Below are 24,892 nucleotides of genomic sequence, written 5' to 3'. Positions count from 1 at the left end.
TCTTCATTGAAGAGAGCGTTATTTTTTCTTTAATGAGTAGATAGGTTTTGTCTTTGTATTAGATAAATCGTAGGCTAATGGAAAAATATAGGACGATCATTATCGTTAATAAGATAACATCAAACGTAGTTGGTAGCAAAAGTGTACGTAAAAGCTGAAAGCCGATGAGCGGAATGAGTATTTGAGCAAACATAGCCCGTAATTTTAACCACCAAATAGGGCGATTATGATGGTGATGATGATGAAAACGCCTGAAACGACGACGCATCGTGACACCTCACTTTCTAAAGAACTCCTTACTTTTACGTTATGCAACAACCCAATAGATGTGCAAGCAAGTAGACTTTTTGCAACGAGTTGTAATCATCGTATAAAAAAGAAAAAAATGGGCGATCCTGTTATTGACGAATGAATACAATTCGAGCTAAAATATAACAACAATCATTGAATGCATAGAATAGGAAGAGTAGGATCGGAACCTTTTAGAGAAAGAAATCATTTGCTGAGAGATTTCTTAAGATGTACGATTCGAATGTCGCCTAGGAGCAGCTTTGCTGAAAAAAGTGTCCATTAACAAAGACGCTAAAGTAAGCTTAGCCGGATACTGACCGTTATCAGTTTAAGTGTGTAGCACACATAGGATTTATTTGTGTTGCAAACAAAGGTGGTACCGCGAGTGAACTCACTTCGTCCTTTGGATGGAGAGGGTTTTTTTATTTGTTCTATTTTAAGGAGGATCTAATAATGAGTGATGAAAAGCTAACGATGCCAACGAAATACAATCCACAAGAAACCGAAGCAAAATGGTATTCTTATTGGATAGAGGGTAAATTTTTTGAGGCAACAGGTGATGAATCGAAACAACCATATTCAATTGTTATTCCACCACCCAATGTAACTGGAAAGCTTCATTTAGGACATGCTTGGGATACGACATTGCAAGATATTCTTGCTCGTGTGAAACGAATGCAAGGGTATGACACTCTTTGGTTACCAGGAATGGACCATGCAGGGATTGCAACACAAGCAAAAGTAGAAGGGAAACTAAAAGAAGAAGGACTAAGTCGTTATGATTTAGGCCGTGAGAAGTTTCTAGAAAAATCATGGGAATGGAAAAAAGAGTATGCTTCTTTCATTCGCAACCAATGGTCAAAGGTTGGACTCTCACTCGACTATTCCCGTGAACGTTTCACGTTAGATGAAGGTCTTTCAAAAGCGGTTCGTGAAGTATTTGTTAAGCTTTATGAAAAAGGATTAATTTACCGCGGAGAATACATTATTAACTGGGATCCACAAACAAAAACAGCGCTATCAGACATTGAAGTCATTCATCAAGATGTTCAAGGCGCATTCTATCATATGAACTATCCTTTAACAGACGGTAATGGGCAAATAGAGGTCGCAACAACGCGTCCAGAAACGATGCTTGGTGATACAGCTGTTGCTGTTCATCCTGAAGATGAACGATACAAACATTTAATTGGCAAAACGGTTACCCTTCCGATTACAGGTCGAGAAATTCCAATTGTTGCGGACAATTATGTTGACATGGAGTTCGGTTCAGGAGCCGTAAAAATTACACCAGCCCATGACCCGAATGACTTTGAAATTGGAAACCGTCACAATCTAGCACGCATCCTCGTTATGAATGAAGACGGTACGATGAATGATAAAGCTGGAAAATACAACGGAATGGACCGCTTTGAGTGCAGAAAACAAATCGTAAAAGATTTACAAGAATCTGGCGTCTTATTTAAAATTGAGGAGCATATGCATTCTGTTGGGCATTCAGAGCGTAGTGGTGCAGTTGTTGAACCTTATTTATCAACACAATGGTTTGTGAAAATGCAACCATTAGCAGATGCTGCAATTGACCTCCAAAAAACAGAAGAAAAAGTAAACTTTGTTCCAGACCGTTTTGAGAAAACGTACATGCGCTGGATGGAAAACATTCGTGACTGGTGTATTTCAAGACAGCTTTGGTGGGGGCATCGTATACCAGCATGGTATCATAAAGAAACAGGTGAAGTATACGTTGGACACGAAGCACCAGCAGATGAGGAAAATTGGAAACAAGATGAAGACGTACTAGATACATGGTTTAGTTCCGCTCTTTGGCCTTTTTCAACGATGGGATGGCCAGATGAAGCATCACCAGATTTTGATCGTTTCTATTCAACGAATGTGTTGGTAACGGGTTATGACATCATTTTCTTCTGGGTATCAAGAATGATCTTCCAAGGGCTTGAATTTACAGGGGAAAGACCATTTGATGATGTCCTTATTCATGGGCTTGTTCGTGATTCAGAAGGCCGTAAAATGAGTAAGTCTCTCGGAAATGGAGTCGATCCAATGGATGTTATCGACAAATACGGGGCGGATTCCTTGCGATTCTTTCTATCTACTGGTAGTTCCCCGGGAAATGACTTACGCTTTTACTGGGAAAAAGTCGAATCAACGTGGAATTTCGGTAATAAGATCTGGAATGCTTCACGTTTTGCCCTTATGAATATGGAAGGCTTAACGTACGATGAGATTGATTTAACAGGTGAGAAAACAATTGCTGACAAATGGATCTTAACTCGCCTTCAAGAAACGATTGCCGATGTAACGCGTTTAATTGATGCCTATGAGTTTGGCGAAGTGGGACGTTTGCTTTATAACTTTATCTGGGATGACCTCTGTGATTGGTATATTGAAATGGCGAAATTGCCATTGTACGGAGAAGACGAAGTAGCTAAGAAAATGACTAGATCAGTTCTAGCTTATGTTCTTGATCAGACAATGCGACTTCTACACCCAATGATGCCATTTATTACCGAGGAAATTTGGCAGCATTTGCCGCATAAGGGCGAATCGATTACAATCGCAGCATGGCCAGAGAAAAATGAGGCCGATATATTCGAAGATGCTGTTGAAGATATGGAACTATTAAAAGAAATCATTCGCTCCGTTCGAAATACAAGAGCAGAGTTGAATGTACCAATGAGCAAGCAAATTGAATTGCTGATTTCTGCTAAAGACGACCAAGTACTAGGGAAACTAACTCGTGGCCAAAGCTATATCGAGAAATTCTGTAACCCAAGTAAACTTGAAGTTGGTACGGATGTAAAAGCACCAGAAAAGTCAATGTCACAAGTTCTTTCTGGAGTAGAGATATTCTTACCACTAGCAGGCTTACTAGATTTGGATGCAGAAATTGCTCGTCTCGAAAAAGAATTAGAAAAGTTGAATAAAGAAGTCGAACGAGTAGACAAGAAATTAGGCAACAAAGGTTTTATCGCGAAAGCTCCTGAGAAAGTCATTGAAGAGGAAAAAGCGAAGCAAGCTGATTATATGGAGAAGCGTGAAACGGTGCAAGCGAGAATTGCGGAGTTGAAGGCTTAGAAGAATCGTATTTTGGAAAAAGAGCTTGGATTGTATCCAAGCTCTTTTCTACATGTAACTATATATATTTACTCAATTACTAGGTTTATTGATATATGATAAGTGAAAGATTTAATCTTTTCATATTGTGAATCCAACGAAGAACTAACAAAAATAGCAATGGTAAGGTTAAAATTATTTTGATCCTCAGTTTCTACATTAAGAATCTTTTATAAGAAATAACCCTTTCAAAGAAGGTTTAGATTATTCTATAGATTTACTTGTTCAGTTTACTCTTAGATAATCAAACGGCTTTCATGTTACGAGTGGTGGAACGAAGGTTGTGTTTAAGAATATTCATGAATATAAATCGGAAGAGAAATACTCCCGCTTCAATAAAGATGATCTTGAAGATTGAAATGCTGAAAGAATTATCGGTATAATAGACCGTGACCAAGACGAATAGCATCGGCTTTAATGTTTTAGAGGTTGGTCCAAAAGGTGAGTCGCCTTTTTGGAGCAACCTTTATTTTAGAGAAATAGAGGAAAAAGGGGATGGGTACATGAAGACGAGTGCTGAGACAATTGAATGGATTCATAGTTTATTGCCATTTGGAATCAAGCCTGGGTTAAAAAGAATGGGCTGGATGCTCGAACGCCTTGGGAATCCTGAAAAACAACTAAAGGCCGTTCATATTGGTGGAACGAACGGGAAAGGCTCTACACTTAGTTTTATGAGGCATGTGTTAGAAGCAGCTGGTTATAATGTAGGGACGTTTACTTCGCCTTTTATTGAATTGTTTGAAGAACGGATTTCATTTAATGGGATACCAATCGATGAAGCTTCGCTCGTTGAATGTGGCAACCGCGTTCGTCCATTAGTGAAAGAGCTGGCGAAAACTGAGCTTGGCAGTCCGACAGAATTTGAAGTGATTACAACGATTGCCTTTGACTATTTTGCCAATATAGCAAAGCCTGACATCGTTTTACTAGAAGTAGGCTTAGGTGGGAGATTAGATTCGACGAATGTGATTGAGCCGATTCTTTCAGTCATCACATCAATTGGATTTGATCATATGCACATTTTAGGCGAAACGCTTTCTGAAATTGCAACTGAAAAAGCAGGAGTCATAAAACAGTCAATCCCAATTGTTTCTGGCGTATCACAAAAAACGGCGCAAGATATCATAATGGGGAAAGCAGCCAATGTACATGCAGACTACTATCAACTAAGTGTTGATTTTCACGAACGTTTACTTAGCGTTGATGGGACGAAGCAACAGTTTACATATGAAAGTGATGTTCGCTCTTTGGCCAATGTAACGATTCAAATGCCTGGAGCCCATCAACGGGAAAATGCTTCAGTTGCCATAAAGACATTAGATGTGTTGCGAGAAAAAGAGTACCATTCTATTACGGATGAGCATATTCGAAAAGGCTTAGCTGCCACGACCTGGATTGGTCGATTTGAAAAGCTAAGTGAAAAGCCTCTTGTGATTGTTGATGGCGCCCATAATAAAGAAGGAATGGAGTCATTAGCGCAGACGCTCGAGCAGCATTATCCATTGAAACGCTATCGCTTTCTTGTGGCGGCTACAAAAGAAAAAGATATGAATGCATTGTTGAAGCCTTTTGAAAAAATGGATGCCTCATTTGCATTCACAACGTTTGATTTCTTTCGTGCAGCAGATGCCCAAACATTATGTGAGCAAGCAGCAGTTACAACAAAACGGTACGAAACAAACTGGACGAATGCTTTCATTGCGGAAGTAACCGCGCTCGAAGAAGATGAAATGTTAATCATTTGTGGATCCCTTTATTTTATCTCTGCCGTTAGAGAAAGATGGTATAGCAAGTAAGAGTAGGCTCGATTGTATTTAAAAGTCGAGCATGAAAAGCAACCGTTCTGCAAAGGAAAAGATATGAAAGAACCTGCAACGTAAAGAATAGGTTCTTTCATGTTTTTTCTTCTAGTTAAAATAAGTATTTATTCCTAATAGCCATCCCAAATTACTTAATTTCTGTCAAGCTTTCCGTCAAAGCCGTTCTTTTCATTAGTTCTTCTTTATTATACAATAATCACAGCATGCTTAATAGATTCAGAGATGACTATTGTCATAGGCATATATGCTAACGTAGCGTTACTTACTTTTTTTCGCCTTGAGTATTCTATTCGCGTTTTTTCTTTCAAAACAAGTAGAACTTGAATGGAAAGAAAAAAAGCTCGTAGAAGAAATGAGTAGTATGGAGAAACTCCGATATTAACGGTTGGAGAACTAATTGAAAACAGGTATATGAATACAGAAGAGAATGAGCGATTTTTTCAGAGCTTTTCAAAAGAGTTGTATGTGATGGTAAATGGAAATACAATTGGTTACTCTGCTTATTTGGTCAAGTCTCGAGATTCTAAGTAAAGTAGGTACAAATGGATGATGGTACTCATTTTTATTTATATCTTTATAATAGGCATTACGCTAGGTTCCTTCTATAACGTTGTCGGCATCCGCGTTCCGGTAGGAGAATCAATCGTTCGGCCACGGTCACATTGCACGGCCTGTAACCGTGACTTAGGAGCGCTTGATTTGGTGCCTGTTTTTTCGTATTTGGTGTTACGTGGACGCTGTTGCGGGTGCAAACAAATGATTTCGCCGTTGTATCCTTTTACCGAGTTCATGACAGGTGTGTTGTTTGTTGCTTCGTTTATCGTGTTTGGATGGACGTGGGAGACGGTTGTTTCGATGCTGTTAATGTCGCTACTAGCAATTATTTTTGTCAGTGATCTTCGTTACATGCTCATACCGGATAAAGTGTTGCTGTTCTTTTTTCCTCTTTTTCTCCTTTTGCGAGTGACAGTTGCACCACTTGACCCGCTTTGGGATGCATTGGTTGGGGTGGCACTTGGCTTTACGTTATTGCTTGCAATTGCCATCATTAGTCAGGGTGGTATGGGTGGTGGCGATATTAAGTTGTTTGCGGTGTTAGGTCTCGTGCTAGGTTGGCAGGGCGTATTATTTGCGTTTTTCTTTTCTTGTTTTTATGGAGCGATCATTGGTGGAATCGGTTTAGTTATCGGCAAGTTGGAACGTAGGAAGCCAATTCCTTTTGGGCCATTTATTGTACTGGGCACAATTACTGCTTATTTTATTGGCTCGAGTTTAATAGAATGGTATATAAGCACGTTTCTAACATAAACCAAAGGGTCTGACCCTTTTACCCTTTGATATAATAATGAAATCTGTGAATGCGTTAATGGATCAGCTTCTTTTGGCATTAGCTCGTGCAGTAGGCATTTCCGACACATATCTCAGTTCGATTGTGATCGTGGAGGGCGATGGGACAGATTTTTTAGCAGATGAAGAGATGGAAGAAGAAGAAACAGTTGTCACCATTTTCCCTAAAATTTCTGATCTGTATGAAGATGAACAGGAATCGAATGATTCATCACCAGACGTCGAATCATTGCCGATCTCCATAGAAGGAATACGGACAGTTAGGTTACATGTGAAAGTTCGTGCAAATGATTACGAGGGACTGGCTCGTTTCACTGAAGAAATTGATCTTGGATCGTTTGATGAATATTGATTCTATTTCATATGTTAGTCCACGTGAGCAAATTCGAGTGAAAGATGCAGTCGATCTTTTCGAATTTATGATCGTCCTCTCCGCATTCTATTTTCCTGAAGTAGCTGAAGGATTACAGGAGGAAACGCCTTTAATAGAATATCCGCGACCAGGTGGGAAACGCTCACCTCTTTATAACGAATCCGAATACAAAAAAGAAGGAAGAAATCTTCCTTCTTTTTTGTATTCTCTCGTTCTATTATCTGTTCACTTTTAATAGAATAAGAGTAAAGAACGGTTTACGAGAGGAGTGACTACTGTGGGAAGAGAAAAACAAACAATCTCGGTTCGTTTAAATGGGAAAGAACAAAAGATCAACGAGCATAATAAAGATGCAAACGTGAAAGATGAAGTTGGAGCGACCCGTGAACATGTAGTAGAAGACGAAGCTGAAATCATTCCTCAACCAGATAACATCATAGATTTTGGAAAAAGACAGGAAGAAAGAATCCGAAATGGACAACCTTATTGGGATGATGGATTTAGTGAAAAAAGTCCAAAGTTACCCTTTAATCGTAAGAAAAAAACACATAGTGGTGCAAAAAATCCGAAGTTTCCGGTGATGCTTGTTGTCGCCTTATTTTCAGCAGTAGTAGTGGGACTTAGTTTAGGTTTTATGATCTTAACGGTTTTTACAGGCAATCCTACTAGTGTAACAGTCGAAGACACGACAACAGGAGCGATTCCGACTTTCTCAGATGGTGGAGATAGCTTTCCGGTTTTAACGTTAGAGGTCGTTCAAGGTGGAGCCTTTTCTGATCTCGCGAAAGGCGAAGAAATTGTTGCTCAGTTAAAAGGCCAAGGAGTTGCTGGTACGTTAACAAAAGGGACTGATCCGATTTATATGTTTATAGGTGCTGGTGGAGATCGTGCACAAGCGAATAAAGTCGCTTCTCTTTATGAAAGTTATGGACAAGATACGTATTTAAAATCTTTTCAAGTTGATGGTCAAGCTGTGACAGGACAATCCGAGGCAGTAACGGCCTGGTTTACGAACGCAATCGCTCATTACAAGGAACTTCTTCAGTTATCAGTTGATGCCCTTGGTGGTGGATCTTTGCTTACACCTGAGCGTCTTGGGCAATTAACGCAATCAACAGACAGTTTACAAGCGGAAAGAGATCAAGCATTTACGCAGCTGTCACAAGCAGCACAAGTTCATGCATTGGCACTTGGCGACAATTTGGTTCTTGCTGGAGACAAGCTCGCAGCATATGTTGATTCTTCTGATGAAAAAGTGTTATGGCAGTCGCAACAAGCACTTTTGGATGCTCTCGTTGAATATGATCAACTCGTACAAGCGCAACAATAACTAAAGTAGAGAAAGGTGGCCAACGAACTTGCGCCATCTTTTTTGCGTATTTCAATAAGGTACAATATCCACTTATCTTCATGTAATTAAATGCTGAAATTCGCAATTAAACCGGATTCGCTGTTAAAAAACGGAATTTGCTAATATAAATTCGATTTAGCTGATAAATTAAGCTTTTCGCTGATATATTGACGAATTCGCTGATAAAATTCAAATGTAGCGAAAAAGTGTGGTAGTTCCTGAACAAAAAGCACTGAAGCAAGTCAGGTTTTGAATGGACAGCAACATTATAAGCTCTTAGGTCAGTTTTCCTAACACATTTATGGCAGAAATAAGAAAAATTTGGTATTCTAATTTCGAACCTGTACAATAAAAAGAAAAACAATTGTAGAGGTGACCCCTTCATGAAATCTTTCATTTTAGCCTCAGGTTCCCCGAGGCGAAAAGAATTGCTCGAACAAGCCCATTATGTATTTTCCATTGAAACAAGTACGGTAATCGAAGAAGTAGAGGAGGGACTGTCTCCAGCTGATGTCGTTATGCAATTAGCTAGTCAAAAAGCAGAAGATGTTTGGGTAACAAATAAAGACGCGATTGTGCTTGGCTCTGACACTGTCGTTGCGTTTGGTGATAATATTCTTGGGAAACCACAAGACGAAAAAGAAGCAGAAGTAATGCTACGATTGTTATCTGGTCATACTCATAGTGTCTATACTGGAGTGGCGCTTTACTCTCGCGAAGGAAACAAGATATTTTATGAGAAAACCGATGTTGAATTTTACCCGTTATCAGATGATGATATCTCGATGTACATTCGTAGCGGTGAACCGTTTGATAAAGCGGGTAGCTATGGTATCCAGGGTTTCGGAGCCTATTTGGTGAAGCGAATAATCGGTGATTACTTCTCCGTTGTTGGATTGCCTCTTGCAAAAACGATGAGAGAATTGCAAAAACTAGGCATTACCCCAAATATGTAAGTGAAGTTTCATAAAACCTACCTCACTTGAACAAAGTAGAAAGGAGTGTTTCCTCTGCCTCAATCATCATTCCTCATCCGAGATGTTCCCTTACGTGAAAGACCGCGTGAACGATTGTTGAAAGAAGGAGCAAGTGCTTTGACGAATCAAGAGATCCTGGCGATATTACTTAGGAGTGGGACGAAAAAAGAATCAGTTTTACAAGTTGCTCAACAAGTGTTAGCGAAATTTGATGGACTTATGCTGTTAAAGGACGCCGCGATTGAAGAGTTATGTACGATTAATGGAATTGGAGAAGCTAAGGCGATCGAGCTTTTAGCCGCGATTGAGCTAGGTAGACGAATTCACTGCTTGAAGCCTGATGAACGATATGTGATTCGTTCACCAGAAGATGTGTCCAATTACGTGATGGAGGATATGCGCTTTCTGAAGCAAGAGCATTTCGATTGTTTGTATCTTGACACGAAGAATCATGTCATTTTACGAAAAACGATTTTCATTGGCAGTTTAAATGCAAGCATCGTCCACCCACGTGAGGTGTATAAAGAGGCATTTCGTAGATCAGCGGCTTCGATTATTTGCTTACACAATCATCCTAGTGGCGATCCAACCCCTAGCCGGGAAGATATTGAAGTGACGAAACGATTAACAGAGTCAGGAAAAGTGCTCGGGATTGAACTACTTGATCATATTATTATTGGGGATCGCAAATTTGTCAGTCTAAAGGAGCAAGGACATGTCATATAATAAGGACGCCACATCGAGAAAGAGGTCAAAAGAAAATTTGAGGATAGCGATCCTTTGATGAGAATGGTAACATAGGTTTGTCGCCTTTTTCTGGGGGGAAAGGGAGAATGGAGAGCTGTTGATCAAAACGATTTCCTTGTATACTTGGTAAGTTCAGCAATTAAATTTGAGGAGTTTGATTAATTCTTTGCATTTCGTCAAAAGTTGGGGAACTTAAGGCTATTTTTTTTAATAATTATTCGTTATAATGAAGGTTATGATTTCGGATTTGTATGAAGGGAGATACATAGATGTTTGGTGGGTTCTCAAAAGATATAGGAATTGATTTAGGAACAGCAAACACGCTTGTTTACGTAAAAAGTAAGGGCATTGTCGTTCGTGAACCATCCGTAGTAGCACTAAGAACAGATACAGGATCAATTGAAGCAGTTGGTAACGATGCAAAGAACATGATCGGACGTACGCCTGGTAACATTGTTGCCGTTCGTCCAATGAGAGATGGGGTTATTGCCGATTTTGATACAACCGCAACGATGTTAAAATATTTTATTCAACAGGCACTAAAAAATCGTTCGATTTTTGCACGTAAGCCATCAGTAATGGTATGTGTACCGTCTGGCATTACAGCAGTTGAGAAGCGAGCAGTTGAAGATGCGACGAAGCAAGCTGGAGCAAAAGAGGCTTATACATTAGAAGAGCCGTTTGCTGCAGCGATTGGTGCCGATCTGCCTGTATGGGAACCAACGGGAAGCATGGTTGTTGACATCGGTGGAGGTACGACCGAAGTCGCGATTATTTCACTCGGTGGCATTGTTACGAGCCAGTCGATTCGCGTAGCTGGTGATGAGATGGATGAGGCAATTATTCAATATATTAAGAAAAAGTATAACTTAATGATTGGAGAAAGAACGTCTGAAGCGCTTAAGCTAGAGGTTGGATCTGCTGGTGCACCAGAAGGCGTTGATGATATGGATATCCGTGGACGAGACTTGCTAACGGGTCTTCCAAAGACTATTACGGTTACAGCGGAAGAAATTGCGGGAGCACTCGCTGATACGGTCACAACGATTATTGAAGCAGTGAAAAATACGCTAGAACAATCTCCACCAGAGCTTGCAGCGGATATTATGGATAGAGGAATCGTCCTTACAGGTGGGGGAGCGCTTCTGCGTAACCTTGATCGTGTATTAAGTGATGAAACGAATATGCCTGTTCTTGTAGCTGAGAATCCATTAGATTGTGTAGCGATTGGAACAGGAAGAGCGCTTGAAAATCTTCATTTATTTCGTTCAAAAGCGGGGATCACATCACGCTCGGATAGAAAATTGTAAGTAGGTGTCAGGCATGCCATCCTTTTTTTCAAACAAAAAATTAATTATTCTTCTCGTCAGCATTATTATTTTGGTCGCCATGATTGGCTATTCTCGTTCAGATCGAGAACAAGTAACGGGACCAGAACAAGTCATCAGAGATGCTGTTGGATGGGTGCAAACCATTTTTACGAAACCCGCATACGCTGTAGCGGGTTTCTTTGAAAATGTTAGAGATATCCAGCATATGTATGAGGAAAATAAAGTGCTTAAAGCAAGACTTGATGAATATGCGCAAATTTCAGTTGAGCGGAGTTTGCTTAGAAATGAGAACAATACATTAAAAGACATGCTCGAATTAGAAGAAAGTTTAAACGATTATTTAATGAGATCGGCGGTTGTAATTCAAAGAAGTCCAGATCGTTGGACAGAGTATATTGGGTTAAACAAGGGATCAGATGATGGAATCGAGCCAAACATGGGTGTCATTGATTCAAAAGGTGGGTTAATTGGAAAAGTAAAGCAAGTAAGTGAATTTTCCTCTAGAATTCAGCTTTTATCCGACAATGATCGCACAAACAGAGTATCGGCAATGATTGCAATGGATCAGCCAGAGTATGGCTTCATAGAAGGCTATGATGAGGATGCTGGGTTATTGATTATGCGAAAAATTGATTTCGAAGCAGAAATTGAAGAAGGTCAAATGGTTACGACATCAGGTAAAGGTGGCGTGTACCCAAGTGGCTTGCTAATTGGTGAAGTCGTCCGTGTAGAACCAGATGAATACGGATTAACTCAAAATGCTTTTATTGAGCCCACAGCTGACTTTTATGCATTAGATTATGTGTATATTATTGAGCGTACAAGTACGACACTTGATCCAGAATTGCTTGAGGAGGAAACATCGTGAGCCGTTTCTATATTCCTACACTCGTTTTTCTCTTGTTGGTTATAGAAGGTACGCTCTTTCAATTGGTCACACCTTATCAGCATGATATCGGTGTAACAATTGTGCCTCGGTTTATTGTTGTGATGCTTGTCCTTATTGGCATCCACTTCGGTCGTTATAGTAGTATTATATATGGTCTTGTTTTAGGACTTGTATACGATATCGTTTATACGCAGCTCCTTGGTGTATACATGTTTGGTTTTGGATTCATAGGCTATGCGTTTGCCTATACATATAAGCTCGTACAGGATTCTCTTTTGCTGCATTTGTTATTTGTGGCGCTAGCAGTTTCTATTTTTGAGTATTATCAATTTGGTTTGTACCGACTAATTGGAATAACGGATTTGTCAGCCATTCATTTTTTCAATGAACGTTTTTTACCAGGATTGGTGTTAAATATCGCTTTTGCTACCCTAGTCTATATTCCTGTTAAGAAACTATTTCAGTATGTCGGAAAACAAGCAAGTCTTCGTCAAAGGTAAAATACGACAAAAAAACGTGATTTTTCTACATCTTTCTCAAGACAAAGAAGGGTTTAGCGGGCGTCGTGTTGAATTAACGTATCATCACTGTTTTCTCGTTTTACTCGGGTGAGGTGACCGTACAAGTGCGAGCAACGAAGGTGAGTGAGGCTGAGGTGAACACAACTATGGTTTCGAAAAAGCAAAATGTGACGATAAAAGGAACAAAAGAAGGATTGATCTTTCTATTAGATGATTGTTGCTCCTATGAGAGTTTACTCGAAGAACTAGTAGAAAAACTGTCATCTAAGCACTATCAACAAGCAGACGGACCAGATGTTTCGGTGAAGGTCGATATTGGTTATCGGTATCTTCAAGAACATCAGCAAGCTGAGTTAGAGGATATTATTACAGAAGGTCGTAATTTAGCTGTTGATCAGTTTGAATCTCGTGTTCTATCAAAAGAAGAATCTGAGAAAATTCGCCAAGATTCACAAACTGTGACATTAATGCGAATCATTCGGTCTGGACAAGTACTTAAAGTAAATGGCGACGTCTTGTTAATAGGCGATGTCAATCCTGGAGGAACCCTTATAGCAAACGGTAACATCTATGTAATGGGTGCTCTGCGCGGTATCGCTCATGCCGGATTTGAAGGCAATGTTAAGGCAGTTATTTCTGCCTCTTTATTAGCACCTTCACAGCTGAGAATTGCTGAAGAGATTAGACATTTTGAATCAGATAAATCGAATGAACAAATAATGGCTAGTGCTTTCTTGGATGAACAAAAAACGTTTCAACTAGGACGAGTTCAACAATTGATTCAAACTCATCCAGAACTTGCAAAAAATGAGGCAAAGCTGCTAGTTTAAGAGGTTGTTCAGAAAGTTCGATTTAGTACCTTTTTGAACAAGATCTTTAAGGAATGATATTTTAGAAAGGGGTCATCAACGTGGGAGAGGCAATCGTCATTACAAGTGGAAAGGGTGGCGTTGGGAAAACAACAACGTCAGCCAATATTGGCACTGCCCTTGCGCTTTCGGGGAAGAAAATTTGCTTAGTAGATACAGACATCGGGCTCCGCAATCTTGATGTTGTCATGGGTCTAGAAAATCGAATTATTTATGACCTCGTTGATGTGATAGAGGGGCGTTGTAAATTAAATACTGCTCTTATCAAGGATAAACGCTTTGATTGCATGTATTTACTACCAGCTGCACAAACGAAAGATAAGACTTCTGTAGAACCGGAGCAAATGAAGGAAATTATTGATGAGCTGAAGCAAGAATACGACTATGTGATTATTGATTGTCCTGCTGGAATTGAGCAAGGCTTTAAAAATGCTATAGCAGGAGCAGACCGCGCGATTGTTGTGACAACACCTGAGATTTCTGCCGTTCGAGATGCAGATCGAATCATTGGGTTACTGGAACAACAGGATATCGAGTCTCCTAAATTAATTGTCAATCGTATTCGTAGTCATATGATGAAAAATGGTGACATGCTAGATGTGGATGAGATAGCTGAACGACTAGCGATCGACCTAATTGGTATTGTCGTTGATGATGAAAATGTCATTAAGCATTCAAATAAAGGAGAGCCAATTGCTCTTCACACAACGAGCAAAGCATCGATCGCTTATCGAAATATTGCTCGTCGAATTCTTGGAGAAACGGTACCACTTATGTCCCTTGATGAACAAAGGGGCATGTTAGCTAAGATTAAGCAGTTTTTTAGTGTACGATAAGAATTGATAATACAAGAGTAAGGGATCAGGACATGACCCTTGCTCTTTTTAATATTAGCGTCTAAACTTGTTTGTTAACAAGCTAAAATGCGGAGGTACAAGATCATTTCTCAGTAAAATGGAAAAAAAATGACCTTTTTGAAAACTTCGAAAAGTTCAAATTTCGCCATTATGGATGATTATCTATGTGTAAGATCCTTGAGACGGGGTGAGAAAGGTTTCGCTTCTTATCATTCACTTTCTGAGCGTCGTGCCAATTATTTGGCAGAGTTCGGTAACAGAGGAAGGAAGGCATGTTATTATAGTCTCCGAGAATGTGGTTTTTAAAAATAGGAGGCCAAAAATACATGACGATGATGGAAGAACATTTGGAAGAAACTACAAAGAGCATTCGTTGTATGGTGTTGACGATTACGGATTCATGTTCATACGAGAATGATAAGAGTGGAGCACTTATCCGGTCAATGTTAGAAGAAAAAGGACACATTGTTTCTGAATATCAAATTATTAATGCGGAATACAGTTTGATTCAACACTGGATTAAAATTGCTGCGATTCGTGCAGATGTTGACGCTATTCTAATTACAGGTGGAACAGGTATTGCCCTACATGATACGACTCATGAGGCTGTTCGCGATAGCTTAGATAAAGAAATGCCAGGGTTTGGAGAGCTTTTTCGTCATTTGAGTTTCACAGAAGAAATCGGTACAGCTGCCATTTTAAGTCGTGCGATTGCTGGTGTACGTGATGGCAAAGCGATTTTTTCAATGCCACGTCCAACAGGTGCGATTCAACTAGCGATGGACCGAATTATCTTACCAGAGCTTTGCTCGGTTATGAAAGAAATACTTATGGATAAAGTGCGAGTGTAAATAGAATTTAGTGACGAAGAAGGCTGTTTTGAGTTGATCTCATGCAGTCTTTTTGTGTTGAAATCTGAAATAACAGATAGATACTAACTGCCCTAAAAGGTTTAACCTTTTGGGGCAGTTAACTTCCGTTCTTACCGATGCTGTTCATAAACAGCAGCTTTTGTTTGGTTCTTTAGCCATTCTATCTCTTCTGCTTTGAGTTTGCACGATTCAATGGCTTTGCTGTTGGCTATAACTTGCTCCGCACTGCTTGCTCCTGTAACAACAGATGCTACAACTGGAGAAGTGAGGCAATAGGTAAGAGCAATCGCTTGGAGTGGGCGCCCTTGTAAAAGCTCTGCTTCAAATGATGATCTAAGTGAGTCTAGTTCATCATAGGAGTAATTAAGATAGCCTTTTTCTTTCATAGAGTCAGAAACCTTCTCAAGTGATCGGTTAGTAAGCAAGCCTTTTGCGACAGGTCCTCTTGCTACAATGCTGACTTGATGGTTTTCTAAGAAAGAAAACATTTCTTCTGGTCGACGGTCAAGCAAATTGTATTGCATCATAATGCTGACAACTTGTGAACGCTTTACGTATTCGCGAATAACATTAGGGCGAATTGATGAAATGCCGTAATAACGAATCAGACCTTCTTGCTGTAATTCATCAAACGCTTCAATCGTTTCATCAATGTTGTCTTCAATCGTGCCGCCGTGAAGCTGAAACAAGTCAATATAATCGGTTTGTAATCGTGTTAGACTATCTTTTACAGCGTTTTTAATGTGTGATTTAGATGGGTCCCACGTCCACCCTTCTTTGCCCTTTTCAAAGCGATTGCCTGCCTTCGTAGCTAAAACAAGGTCTTGGCGCTTTCCTTTTATGACATCCCCAATGATCTCTTCGTTTAGACCTTGGTCATACAAGTCAGCGGTATCTAAGTAGTTAATTCCACAATCTAAGGCTGTTTCGATAATTTTTTTTGCCTCATTTGTTTCTGTGCCGATACTCATGCAACCGAGTCCAATCTCACTAACAACTAAATCAGAGTGTCCGAGTTTGCGTTGTCTCATTTTCTAGCTCCTCTCATCTGAATCAATTTTACTTGTTACTAGAGGTAAATGAAAAAGGGAAGGTCCCCCTTTTGAGTAATCCTCGAGGAAGTTAAAAAAGGACAGGTCACCCTTTTTTAGTCCTGAGGAAGCTGCAATGGCTCCGCACGCTGCGCACCTTCTAGGAGAACCCCACTCCTAGGAGGCTTAAATGAAGGCAACGGCTCGAGGTAAATCAAAAAGGGAAAGGTCACCCTTTTTGATTTACCTCTTCTATTATGTCATATCGAAAACGGACAAGTCATATAGTTTAAGTAAATAAGTTCGTAAAAAAAGGATGGGGGAGCTTATGTCCAAGAATCTTAATAAAGTTCGGAGGCAATTAGACACTAAAAGGCGACAGATTAATCAAAATGTAAAGCAACGTGAACGAACTGTGCCGATGTTTATGAATCGTCACGAGGATGCAAGAGAAGAACCAGATTTCTATGTACCACCGAATGAAAACAACAGTGCTCTACCACAAGCGAAAAAAGGGGATTTCTTTTTATTTCGAGTAATGGCTGCCATTTGTATATTTTTGATGACGGCGATTCTTTTTCAGTCTTCAGTTCCACAGGCAGAAGGAGTGAAGCAGTTTGTCAAGCAGTCATATGAACAAGAGTTTCAGTTTGTAGCTGTTGCCAATTGGTATGAAAATCAATTCGGACGCCCTCTTGCTCTTATTCCGATGAATCAAGATGTTGCACAAGGTAATCCGAATGAACAAGTCGAGATGGCTTATGCTTTGCCTGCATCTGGGACCATTAGTCAAGACTTTGAACATAACGGAAAAGGAATCCTTGTGGAAACAGGGATGAATGCAGAAGTAGAAGCTGTAAAAGGTGGCCAAGTAATTAAAGTAGGAAAAGATGAGAGCGACGAAAGCCTCGGAAAAACAGTAACCGTTCAACACTATGATGGAACGGAATCACTTTATGGAATGCTCGATAACATTGAAGTGAATTTGTATGACCATATTCAAGCAGGATATGCAATTGGCAAAGTCTCGATGAGTGAAGAGGCTGAAAAAGGAATTTTCTATTTTGCCCTAAAGAAAGATGATCAGTATATTAATCCTAGTGAAGTTATTCCATTTGATTAAAATGAGAGAACTTGCACGAAAGGTCAAAGTAAATCCTTTATTTTGGTTTGTTGTTGCGATTGGTGTCGTAACAGGTTATTTTCGTGAAGTGCTCATGATTTTTCTGATCGTCTTCATACATGAAATGGGGCATGCGTTTGCTGCCCACCACTTTAAATGGCGAATTCATAAAATTGAGTTATTGCCTTTTGGGGGTGTTGCAGAAGTAGAAGATGCTGGCAACCGGCCGTTTCGTGAAGAGCTGATTGTCATCATAGCTGGGCCGCTTCAACATATATGGATGATTGTTTCGTCATATTGTCTTGTTCATTTTTCATTTTGGACTAGTACGGATCACCGTATTTTTGTCTGGCATAATCTTATGATTCTTTTCTTTAATTTGATTCCGATTTTACCTCTTGATGGGGGGCGTCTTGTGCAATTGTGGTGTACCTATCGTTTTCCTTATGTACAAGCGCTTCGTTATTCCAGGTGGGCTTCAAATGGCGTGCTACTTCTTCTCATTTTCGTAAGTGTTATTTGGTTTCCTTATCATTTGAATTTATGGGTCATCCTCTCGTTTCTTGGGATCACAAACTATTTGGAATGGAAGCAAAGGCATTATCGGTTCCTGCGTTTTCTTATGGCACGCAGGACGAGTAAAGAAAAGCATTATATGAAACAGTCCTTTTTATCGATTCGAGATTCGATACCGTTAAGAGAAGCGATGAAACAAATCAAAAGAGGGCATTATCACTTCTATAAAGTGTTTCAACTGAAAACGGGTACCGCTGAAACGATAGAGGAAAAAGAGTTGCTTCATCTCCTTTTTACTGTAAAAAAACCGCACGTTCCTCTTTCCAACCTTTTACATGAATTAAAAAAGCGATAGTTTTATTATGGTTGCTTTCATGAATGTGATCAAGACTGGTACAATGGAGAAAAGAATCAAGTAAAAGGGGCTTTTCTCATTGAAGAAAATTTATTTGAATATGGCGACGAGGGAAAGAAGAGCGGCTGTTGTTGAAAACGGTCGCGTTGCGGAGCTTATGATTGAACGTACGCTTGAAAATAGGATCGTAAGCAATGTATATCGGGGCCGTGTCGTCAATGTGTTGCCTGGTATGCAGGCTGCATTTGTTGATATCGGTCGTGATAAAAATGGCTTTCTCTATCGTGATGATTTACTCTCGTTTCATCTATCAGAGGAAGATGAGGAAACGAGAAAAGAATTAAGTATATCCAAATTTGTGAAAAAAGGCGAGGAGTTATTAGTACAAGTGACAAAAGAGGGGTTCGGTTCCAAAGGTCCTCGCCTGACGGGGGTTATCTCGTTTCCAGGCCAATTTCTCGTTTACATGCCAGAAGGGGATTATGTCGGCGTTTCACGTCGCTTTTCTGGTGAAAGGGAGCGCGAACGCTGGCGTCAGCTTGGAGAAAAGGTAATAGAGGATAAGGAAGGTCTTATTATTCGAACCTCTTGTGAAGGACAAGCTCCTGAAATCATTATTCAAGAACTTCAATTTTTACGGAAATTATGGAGAGAGATTTGGAAAGAAGGGAAAAATGAGAAAGCTCCGGCTTTAATTCATCAAGACTCAGGTGTAATCGAGCGGATCGTACGAGATTTTTCTTTTTCTGAGATTGATGAAATTGTCGTTGATCAACTTGACGAATATAAATCGCTGAAAGAGCTATTAGAGCCGTTTCCTCAGTTACAAAGCTCGCTCAGATTGTATCGTGAAAAAGAAAACATCTTTTCTGCATACGGAATCGAAAAGGAACTTGAGCGTGCGTTACGCAGGCAAATTTGGTTAAAAAATGGTGGCTATTTAATGATCGATCAAACTGAAGCATTAACGGTCATTGATGTAAACACGGGTAAATTTACAGGGAAAACCGATCTACATGATACAGTTCGGAAAACAAATAGTGAGGCAGCAAAGGAAATTGCTAGACAACTCCGGTTACGAGATATTTCGGGCATCATTGTCATTGATTTTATTGATATGAAGCGCGAACAAGACCGCGAGCATGTCCAATCTATATTTGAAAAAGAGTTGAAGCATGACCGGACAAAAACAAATGTATTAGGAATAACTGGGCTTGGATTGCTTGAAATGACCAGAAAAAAAATCCGCCAAAACCTTCAAGCAAGCTTATCAAAAACATGTCCAACCTGTGCTGGAACAGGGGTTGTGCTCTCCAATGAAGCGCAAGCGTTTAAAATTGAGCGCCAGCTATGGGAGCATCGCGGAATGGCTGAAGAAGCGATCGTTCTTGAATTACCTTCTGCTGTTGCACCGGTATTATTTGGGCAAAAGGGTGAGCATCTAAAACGTTTAGAAGAAACACTAGGGTTTCGAATTCTTGTTTATCCAAATAAGACGTTACAAGAAGAGAGTTATGCGTTACGTTATATAGGGGATTTCACCGAAGGAATAGCACAACTTGAACGGTTAAAAGCGAAATAAACACATTGACACAATTCATGGAAATATGCTACAATATCGCTTGTTAGTTATTTGGTCGCACCCAAACAACTATAACCGCACAGAGCAGGTTTTATAAAGGTTTTTCACCTACCTGGGATGGCGAGTCTGAGTATATGAGGAGGTGCAAGTATGTACGCAATTATTGAAACTGGTGGTAAGCAAATCAAGGTTCAAGAAGGCCAAGAAGTTTACATTGAAAAATTAGACGCAGAAGCTGGTGAAACAGTTAGCTTCGATAACGTTTTATTCGTAGGTGGCGATGAGGTGAAAGTTGGTGCTCCATTTGTTGATGGTGCAACAGTTACGGCTAAAGTTGAAAAACACGGTCGTCAAAAGAAAATCATCGTTTGGAAAATGAAAGCTAAGAAAAACTATCGTCGTAAGCAAGGTCATCGTCAACCTTACACGAAAGTGGTAATCGAAAAGATTAACGGCTAATCGAATGATTACGGTTGTGATTACACGAAACGACATGAGTGACATTGTTTCTTTTACGATGAGTGGACATGCAGACTCTGGTCCGCATGGTCATGACCTCGTTTGTGCTGGAGCTTCAGCTGTCTCTTTTGGATCCGTCAATGCCATAACTGCACTTTGTAAAGTGGAGTTAGAGGTGGAGATGGAGAAGGATGGTGGCTTTCTCCGCTGTTATGTTCCAAGTAGTTTGGATGATGTGACATTTGAGAAAGTGCAGCTTCTTCTCGAAGGGATGATTGTGTCCCTTGAGTCGATCGCTGAAGAATACAGCAGCTATATTCAAGTCAACGATATAATCGGGAGGTGAATTCCATGTTAAAAATGAACCTTCAATTTTTCGCATCGAAAAAAGGGGTAGGTAGTACAAAGAACGGACGTGACTCACAGTCTAAGCGTTTAGGTGCTAAGCGTGCTGACGGTCAAGCTGTAACAGGCGGTTCTATTTTAGTACGTCAACGCGGAACACGCGTATATCCTGGTGTGAACGTAGGTAGAGGTGGAGACGATACACTATTTGCGAAAACAGACGGCGTTGTGAAATACGAGCGCGTTGGTCGTGATCGCAAACAAGTGAGCGTATACCCTGCATAATTGAAAAAGCTCTCTAGCAGCATTTTGCTGATAGAGAGCTTTTTTGTACTCGTTTATTGATTGAGGCAGACTGGCTGATGAAGAGGAGCTGTCGTGGTTTGGAGTAATCATCCATTTTCTGCGCTGCGATTGTAGAAAAAACGTTTATTCAAGGTAATTATGTATATAATGTATAAGGGATAGATTGTCAAAAGATAGGCGATAAGGATATCGGGTGATGAAACCAGTTTGAATCACCCTTAGGAAGAGAGTTGCTATTGGTAACTCTCTTTCATCACCTTTTTGAGAGGAAAGAAACAGGAAGTAGAAGGTGTTATCTAGTGAATAAAATAGAAGAAGAAAAAATTAAGCGGTTACAAGAATGTGCTTCTGATGCTGAGGCAGAACAGGAGCAAAAGAAGTTAATGACAGAAATAGCAATATTGAGTGAGCGAGAACGGATCGAAGAGGCTGAGGTCGCTCCTACTTCTTGTTGGGAGAGTGATAAAGAGTGAAGCTAACAGTTGTAGGATATTGGCATGGGTATCCTGAAGCAGGGGAGGCAACATCAGGCTACTTACTTGAAGAAGGTGAGTGGAAATTGTTGCTTGACTGTGGCAGTGGTGTCATTTCTTCTTTGCAAAAGTATTGTGACGTTACAGATCTAAATGGAATCGTTTTGTCTCATTACCATCATGACCATCGAGCCGATGTTGGTGTTTATCAATATGCTAGAATCATAAACAAAGGCTTAGGCAAAGCGATGAAAAATGCAACGATTTATGGACACCGTCAAGATGAACAAGCGTTTTTAAAGCTGGGGTACAAGGACCTGCTGACTGCGCAATCATATGATGACAAGAAACCAATAAATATTGGCCCTTTTACATTTACGTTTTTACAAACCCATCACCCAGTTCCGTGCTATGCTATGCGTATTGAAACGAAAAACAAAATCCTTGTTTACACAGCTGACTCCAGTTACTTTCCCGAGCTTGCCGATTTTGCTATTGAAGCTGATCTATTGATTGCAGAATGTAGTGGTTATGAAGGAGATGCGATTGGACAGTTTGGTCATATGACAAGTGAGGATGTCGGACAGCTAGCAAAGAAGTCGAATCCAACGCAGGTACTTTTAAGTCATCTACCGCACTTTGGGAACCATGAACAATTGCGTACAGAGGTTGCGAAGCATTTTTCAGGAACCGTTAGGCTCGCATCATCGGGGTTACAACTGAATGTTTAGGAGAACATCACTTTGCTATTAAGTGGTGTTCTTTTTATTGTCAAAGGTAATTAGTAGCTTTGTTTTTTTAATCTAGGTATAATGGAAGCTGGAATTTAAGAAAACGCAAAGAAGAGGGCAAACAATGAATAAGAGACTTGAAAATATTACGATCTTTGCATGGCTAACATCTTTAATAGCGACATTTGGGTCATTGTACTTTTCTCAAATAAGGCTGTATGAGCCGTGTACGCTTTGTTGGTATCAGCGAATTGTTATGTATCCACTCGTAGTCATTTTGGTGATAGGAATGATAAAAAAGGATGCAAATGTTGCGCTTTACTCAGCAGTTTTTTCATTTATTGGCATTTGTCTATCAATCTATCATTATGCGATACAAAAGCTTGCTTTCTTCAGTCAAGCAGTACCAGCATGTGGTCGTGTTCCTTGTACAGGTCAATATATTAATTGGTTTGGTTTTGTGACGATTCCGTTTCTTGCATTAACGGCATTTGTCATTATTTTTATAAGCAGTCTCGTTATTTTAAAGCTAGCTAGGGGGAAATAAGCAAATGAAGAAAATTATTATATTTGGCGGCATTGTCGTGTTACTATTTGTCGCACTTGCTATTGTATCCAATTTACAACAAACGAAAAAAGCAGAAGGAAATCCGTTTGGAAAAGAGAAATTACATCCAGCGACAATTGAGTTGGTTAATGATCCAAACTATCAAAATGTCATTTTACCAGAAGAATTAGTTGAGAAGCTTGCAAATGAAGAAGCAATGACTGTTTATTTCTACGCTTCAGATTGTGCGTTTTGTAAAGAGGCTACCCCAAGGGTTGTTCCACTTGCAGAAGAACTTGAAATTGATCTTGTTCAATATAATTTACGTGAGTTTGAAGAGGGTTGGAACAAATACGGAATCAATTCAACACCAACAATTGTCCACTTTGAAAATGGTGCTGAAGTAAACCGGATTGAAGGCGCAGTAACGAATGCAGAGTTTGAGCAGTTTTTTAACGAATACGTTCTAACGAATTAGAAAATATAAGGATAAGTGAAAAGAATCATCTTTACTTATCCTTTACTTTTTCTTATCATAAAATCACTTGCGTATATAAGTATATGATTATATAATGAGTTCAAATATAGAAAGGACTGAATTCGATGAGCGGTACCATTTCTTTAGTTGAAATAGAAACAGCTTCAAAAATATTAAAACTGCTAGGGGATAAGACACGCTTAGGCATGGTAGCGATGCTCTCAGAAGACGAATGTTGTGTTTGTGAGTTTGTCGAGTTATTTCAAATGAGCCAACCTTCTGTTAGCCAACATTTACGGAAATTAAGAGACGTCGGTCTTGTTGAAGAAACAAGACGTGGTCAGTGGATCTTCTACCGTATTAATACGTCACATGAAGCGTATCCAATGGTTCAAACGCTTCTTGTACATCTACCTGATCAGAGAAGCAAGCTCATTGAATTGGAACAACGCGGCTTGCGTGTAAGTTGTGATTAGAGGAGGGGTAAGAGAATGAGTAATGAAAGTGGAAAAGGTATCGGGTTTTTTGAACGATATTTAACATTTTGGGTTATTATCTGTATTATCATTGGGGTTGCAATTGGACAGTTTCTTCCTGCTATTCCCGAAACATTATCGAGGTTTGAATATGCCCAAGTATCAATTCCAGTGGCAATACTAATTTGGTTAATGATTTATCCAATGATGGCTCAAGTTGATTTTAGTTCAATTGTCAATGCAGGAAAGAAACCAAAAGGTTTAGTGATCACCATTATCGTGAACTGGTTAATTAAGCCTTTTACAATGTTCTTTTTTGCTTGGTTGTTTTTAAAAGTTATCTTTGGAGGAATTCTTCCTGCTGATTTAGCTACAGAGTATATTGCTGGAGCGGTCTTGCTTGGAGCGGCGCCTTGTACGGCAATGGTATTTGTGTGGAGTTACTTAACAAAAGGTGATGCTGGATACACTCTTGTCCAAGTGGCAATTAATAATTTGATTTTATTAGTTTTGTATGCACCGATTGTTATGTTACTTCTGAGAGTTGGAAATGTAAGTGTTCCGTTTGATACGGTCATACTCTCAATTGTTCTTTACGTTTTAATCCCTTTAATTGCCGGGTATTTGTCAAGAGTATTGATTATTAAAAAGAAGGGGAAGGAATGGTTTGAAAATGTCTATTTAAAAACAATTGGTAAATTTACGATTGTCGGACTTTTATTAACACTAATCATTCTATTTTCATTCCAAGGGGATGTAATTATGAGTAATCCTCTTCATATCGTCTTAATCGCGATTCCATTAACAATACAGACCTTCTTTATCTTTGCTATTGCATACTTCTGGGCAAAGTATTGGAGAGTGAATCATAGTGTTGCAGCTCCAGCAGCCATGATCGGAACGAGTAATTTCTTTGAACTTGCCGTAGCTGTTGCCATTGGCTTATTTGGACTTCATTCTGGTGCAGCATTAGCTACAGTTGTCGGTATTTTAGTAGAAGTACCACTTATGCTTTTCTTAGTTAGAATTGCAAATAACACGAGACACTGGTTCCCGGCACATTCGGCTACCAATCAATAATTAAAAT

General features: G+C 39.7%; 28 protein-coding genes and 2 other annotated features. Of the genes, 26 read left to right on the top strand and 2 right to left on the bottom strand.

All coding sequences use genetic code 11. The features are described from left to right. Nucleotides 1–58: 58 nt before the first annotated feature. Nucleotides 59–268: a hypothetical protein gene (locus SAZ04_RS00800; protein WP_332689532.1), complete on the bottom strand. Its 210-nt coding sequence runs from the start codon at nt 266–268 to the stop codon at nt 59–61. Nucleotides 269–444: 176 nt separating this feature from the next. Then, nucleotides 445–698: a binding site (T-box leader), on the top strand. Between the two features lie 46 nt (nt 699–744). On the opposite strand from SAZ04_RS00800, the gene SAZ04_RS00795 reads away from it, so the two are divergent. From SAZ04_RS00795 to SAZ04_RS00730, 14 genes are all read left to right on the top strand, one after another. Further along, entirely contained in the window at nt 745–3,387 is a 2,643-nt protein-coding gene (locus tag SAZ04_RS00795) for a valine--tRNA ligase (RefSeq protein ID WP_332689529.1), read from the top strand. A gap of 542 nt (nt 3,388–3,929) precedes the next feature. Then, a complete protein-coding gene (locus SAZ04_RS00790; RefSeq protein ID WP_332689526.1) occupies nt 3,930–5,225 on the top strand; it encodes a bifunctional folylpolyglutamate synthase/dihydrofolate synthase in 1,296 nt (431 codons plus the stop codon). Between the two features lie 570 nt (nt 5,226–5,795). Then, nucleotides 5,796–6,557, top strand: coding sequence for a prepilin peptidase (locus tag SAZ04_RS00785; protein WP_332689523.1), 762 nt, complete (start codon nt 5,796–5,798; stop codon nt 6,555–6,557). A gap of 37 nt (nt 6,558–6,594) precedes the next feature. Beyond that, a complete protein-coding gene (locus SAZ04_RS00780) occupies nt 6,595–6,948 on the top strand; it encodes a hypothetical protein (RefSeq protein WP_332689520.1) in 354 nt (117 codons plus the stop codon). Continuing rightward, nucleotides 6,926–7,204 (top strand): hypothetical protein, encoded by a 279-nt coding sequence (locus tag SAZ04_RS00775; RefSeq protein WP_332689517.1) that lies wholly within the window; start codon nt 6,926–6,928, stop codon nt 7,202–7,204. Before SAZ04_RS00780 ends, SAZ04_RS00775 begins: the two co-directional genes overlap by 23 nt. 42 nt (nt 7,205–7,246) lie before the next feature. Then, on the top strand, nt 7,247–8,299 hold the full coding sequence (locus SAZ04_RS00770) for an SPOR domain-containing protein (RefSeq protein ID WP_332689515.1): 1,053 nt from the start codon (nt 7,247–7,249) through the stop codon (nt 8,297–8,299). A gap of 404 nt (nt 8,300–8,703) precedes the next feature. Beyond that, nucleotides 8,704–9,276 (top strand): Maf family protein, encoded by a 573-nt coding sequence (locus SAZ04_RS00765; protein WP_332689512.1) that lies wholly within the window; start codon nt 8,704–8,706, stop codon nt 9,274–9,276. 54 nt (nt 9,277–9,330) lie between these two features. Further along, nucleotides 9,331–10,023: a RadC family protein gene (gene radC, locus SAZ04_RS00760; protein WP_332689930.1), complete on the top strand. Its 693-nt coding sequence runs from the start codon at nt 9,331–9,333 to the stop codon at nt 10,021–10,023. Between the two features lie 290 nt (nt 10,024–10,313). Then, the gene (locus tag SAZ04_RS00755; RefSeq protein WP_332689509.1) at nt 10,314–11,354 is read left to right on the top strand and encodes a rod shape-determining protein; all 1,041 of its coding nucleotides are present in this window, start codon (nt 10,314–10,316) and stop codon (nt 11,352–11,354) included. Between the two features lie 13 nt (nt 11,355–11,367). Next, nucleotides 11,368–12,243: a rod shape-determining protein MreC gene (gene mreC, locus SAZ04_RS00750; protein WP_332689506.1), complete on the top strand. Its 876-nt coding sequence runs from the start codon at nt 11,368–11,370 to the stop codon at nt 12,241–12,243. Next, the gene (gene mreD, locus SAZ04_RS00745) at nt 12,240–12,764 is read left to right on the top strand and encodes a rod shape-determining protein MreD (RefSeq protein WP_332689503.1); all 525 of its coding nucleotides are present in this window, start codon (nt 12,240–12,242) and stop codon (nt 12,762–12,764) included. Before mreC ends, mreD begins: the two co-directional genes overlap by 4 nt. A gap of 125 nt (nt 12,765–12,889) precedes the next feature. Further along, entirely contained in the window at nt 12,890–13,615 is a 726-nt protein-coding gene (gene minC, locus SAZ04_RS00740) for a septum site-determining protein MinC (RefSeq protein ID WP_332689499.1), read from the top strand. A gap of 80 nt (nt 13,616–13,695) precedes the next feature. Next, nucleotides 13,696–14,490 carry a septum site-determining protein MinD gene (gene minD, locus SAZ04_RS00735; protein ID WP_332689496.1) on the top strand — a complete coding sequence of 265 codons (795 nt, stop codon included), beginning with the start codon at nt 13,696–13,698 and terminating at the stop codon, nt 14,488–14,490. Nucleotides 14,491–14,837: 347 nt separating this feature from the next. Next, nucleotides 14,838–15,362 (top strand): MogA/MoaB family molybdenum cofactor biosynthesis protein, encoded by a 525-nt coding sequence (locus SAZ04_RS00730; RefSeq protein ID WP_332689493.1) that lies wholly within the window; start codon nt 14,838–14,840, stop codon nt 15,360–15,362. A gap of 131 nt (nt 15,363–15,493) precedes the next feature. On the opposite strand, the gene SAZ04_RS00725 is transcribed toward SAZ04_RS00730, so the two are convergent. Further along, a complete protein-coding gene (locus tag SAZ04_RS00725; RefSeq protein ID WP_332689490.1) occupies nt 15,494–16,414 on the bottom strand; it encodes an aldo/keto reductase in 921 nt (306 codons plus the stop codon). 328 nt (nt 16,415–16,742) lie between these two features. Here SAZ04_RS00725 and SAZ04_RS00720 point away from each other — a divergent pair, with 328 nt between their 5' ends. The 12 genes from SAZ04_RS00720 (at nt 16,743) to arsB (ending at nt 24,885) form a co-directional block, all read left to right on the top strand. Beyond that, nucleotides 16,743–17,537, top strand: coding sequence for a M23 family metallopeptidase (locus tag SAZ04_RS00720; RefSeq protein WP_332689487.1), 795 nt, complete (start codon nt 16,743–16,745; stop codon nt 17,535–17,537). Nucleotide 17,538: 1 nt separating this feature from the next. Next, on the top strand, nt 17,539–18,408 hold the full coding sequence (locus SAZ04_RS00715) for a M50 family metallopeptidase (RefSeq protein ID WP_332689927.1): 870 nt from the start codon (nt 17,539–17,541) through the stop codon (nt 18,406–18,408). 79 nt (nt 18,409–18,487) lie between these two features. Then, entirely contained in the window at nt 18,488–19,990 is a 1,503-nt protein-coding gene (locus SAZ04_RS00710; protein ID WP_332689484.1) for an Rne/Rng family ribonuclease, read from the top strand. 63 nt (nt 19,991–20,053) lie between these two features. After that, nucleotides 20,054–20,128 (top strand) — a sequence feature (ribosomal protein L21 leader region). A gap of 12 nt (nt 20,129–20,140) precedes the next feature. Beyond that, nucleotides 20,141–20,449, top strand: coding sequence for a 50S ribosomal protein L21 (gene rplU, locus SAZ04_RS00705; protein WP_332689481.1), 309 nt, complete (start codon nt 20,141–20,143; stop codon nt 20,447–20,449). 4 nt (nt 20,450–20,453) lie between these two features. Beyond that, complete coding sequence (locus tag SAZ04_RS00700; protein ID WP_332689478.1) at nt 20,454–20,795, top strand: ribosomal-processing cysteine protease Prp; 342 nt, start codon at nt 20,454–20,456, stop codon at nt 20,793–20,795. A 5-nt stretch (nt 20,796–20,800) separates the two neighbouring features. Then, nucleotides 20,801–21,079 (top strand): 50S ribosomal protein L27, encoded by a 279-nt coding sequence (gene rpmA, locus SAZ04_RS00695; protein ID WP_332689475.1) that lies wholly within the window; start codon nt 20,801–20,803, stop codon nt 21,077–21,079. A 320-nt stretch (nt 21,080–21,399) separates the two neighbouring features. Then, entirely contained in the window at nt 21,400–21,573 is a 174-nt protein-coding gene (locus tag SAZ04_RS00690; RefSeq protein ID WP_332689472.1) for a hypothetical protein, read from the top strand. Continuing rightward, nucleotides 21,570–22,304 carry an MBL fold metallo-hydrolase gene (locus tag SAZ04_RS00685; protein WP_332689469.1) on the top strand — a complete coding sequence of 245 codons (735 nt, stop codon included), beginning with the start codon at nt 21,570–21,572 and terminating at the stop codon, nt 22,302–22,304. The genes SAZ04_RS00690 and SAZ04_RS00685 overlap by 4 nt, the downstream gene beginning before the upstream one ends. Nucleotides 22,305–22,428: 124 nt before the next feature. Next, nucleotides 22,429–22,851 carry a disulfide oxidoreductase gene (locus SAZ04_RS00680; RefSeq protein WP_332689466.1) on the top strand — a complete coding sequence of 141 codons (423 nt, stop codon included), beginning with the start codon at nt 22,429–22,431 and terminating at the stop codon, nt 22,849–22,851. A 4-nt stretch (nt 22,852–22,855) separates the two neighbouring features. Next, complete coding sequence (locus tag SAZ04_RS00675; protein WP_332689463.1) at nt 22,856–23,329, top strand: thioredoxin family protein; 474 nt, start codon at nt 22,856–22,858, stop codon at nt 23,327–23,329. A 125-nt stretch (nt 23,330–23,454) separates the two neighbouring features. Continuing rightward, on the top strand, nt 23,455–23,805 hold the full coding sequence (locus SAZ04_RS00670; protein ID WP_332689460.1) for an ArsR/SmtB family transcription factor: 351 nt from the start codon (nt 23,455–23,457) through the stop codon (nt 23,803–23,805). A 15-nt stretch (nt 23,806–23,820) separates the two neighbouring features. After that, a complete protein-coding gene (gene arsB, locus SAZ04_RS00665) occupies nt 23,821–24,885 on the top strand; it encodes an ACR3 family arsenite efflux transporter (protein WP_332689457.1) in 1,065 nt (354 codons plus the stop codon). The last annotated feature ends 7 nt before the right edge of the window (nt 24,886–24,892 follow it).

The organism is Halalkalibacter lacteus, assembly GCF_036663595.1.
Taxonomy (GTDB): Bacteria; Bacillota; Bacilli; order Bacillales; family Bacillaceae_D; genus Halalkalibacter; species Halalkalibacter lacteus.
This window is presented reverse-complemented; position numbering and strand designations above follow the sequence as displayed.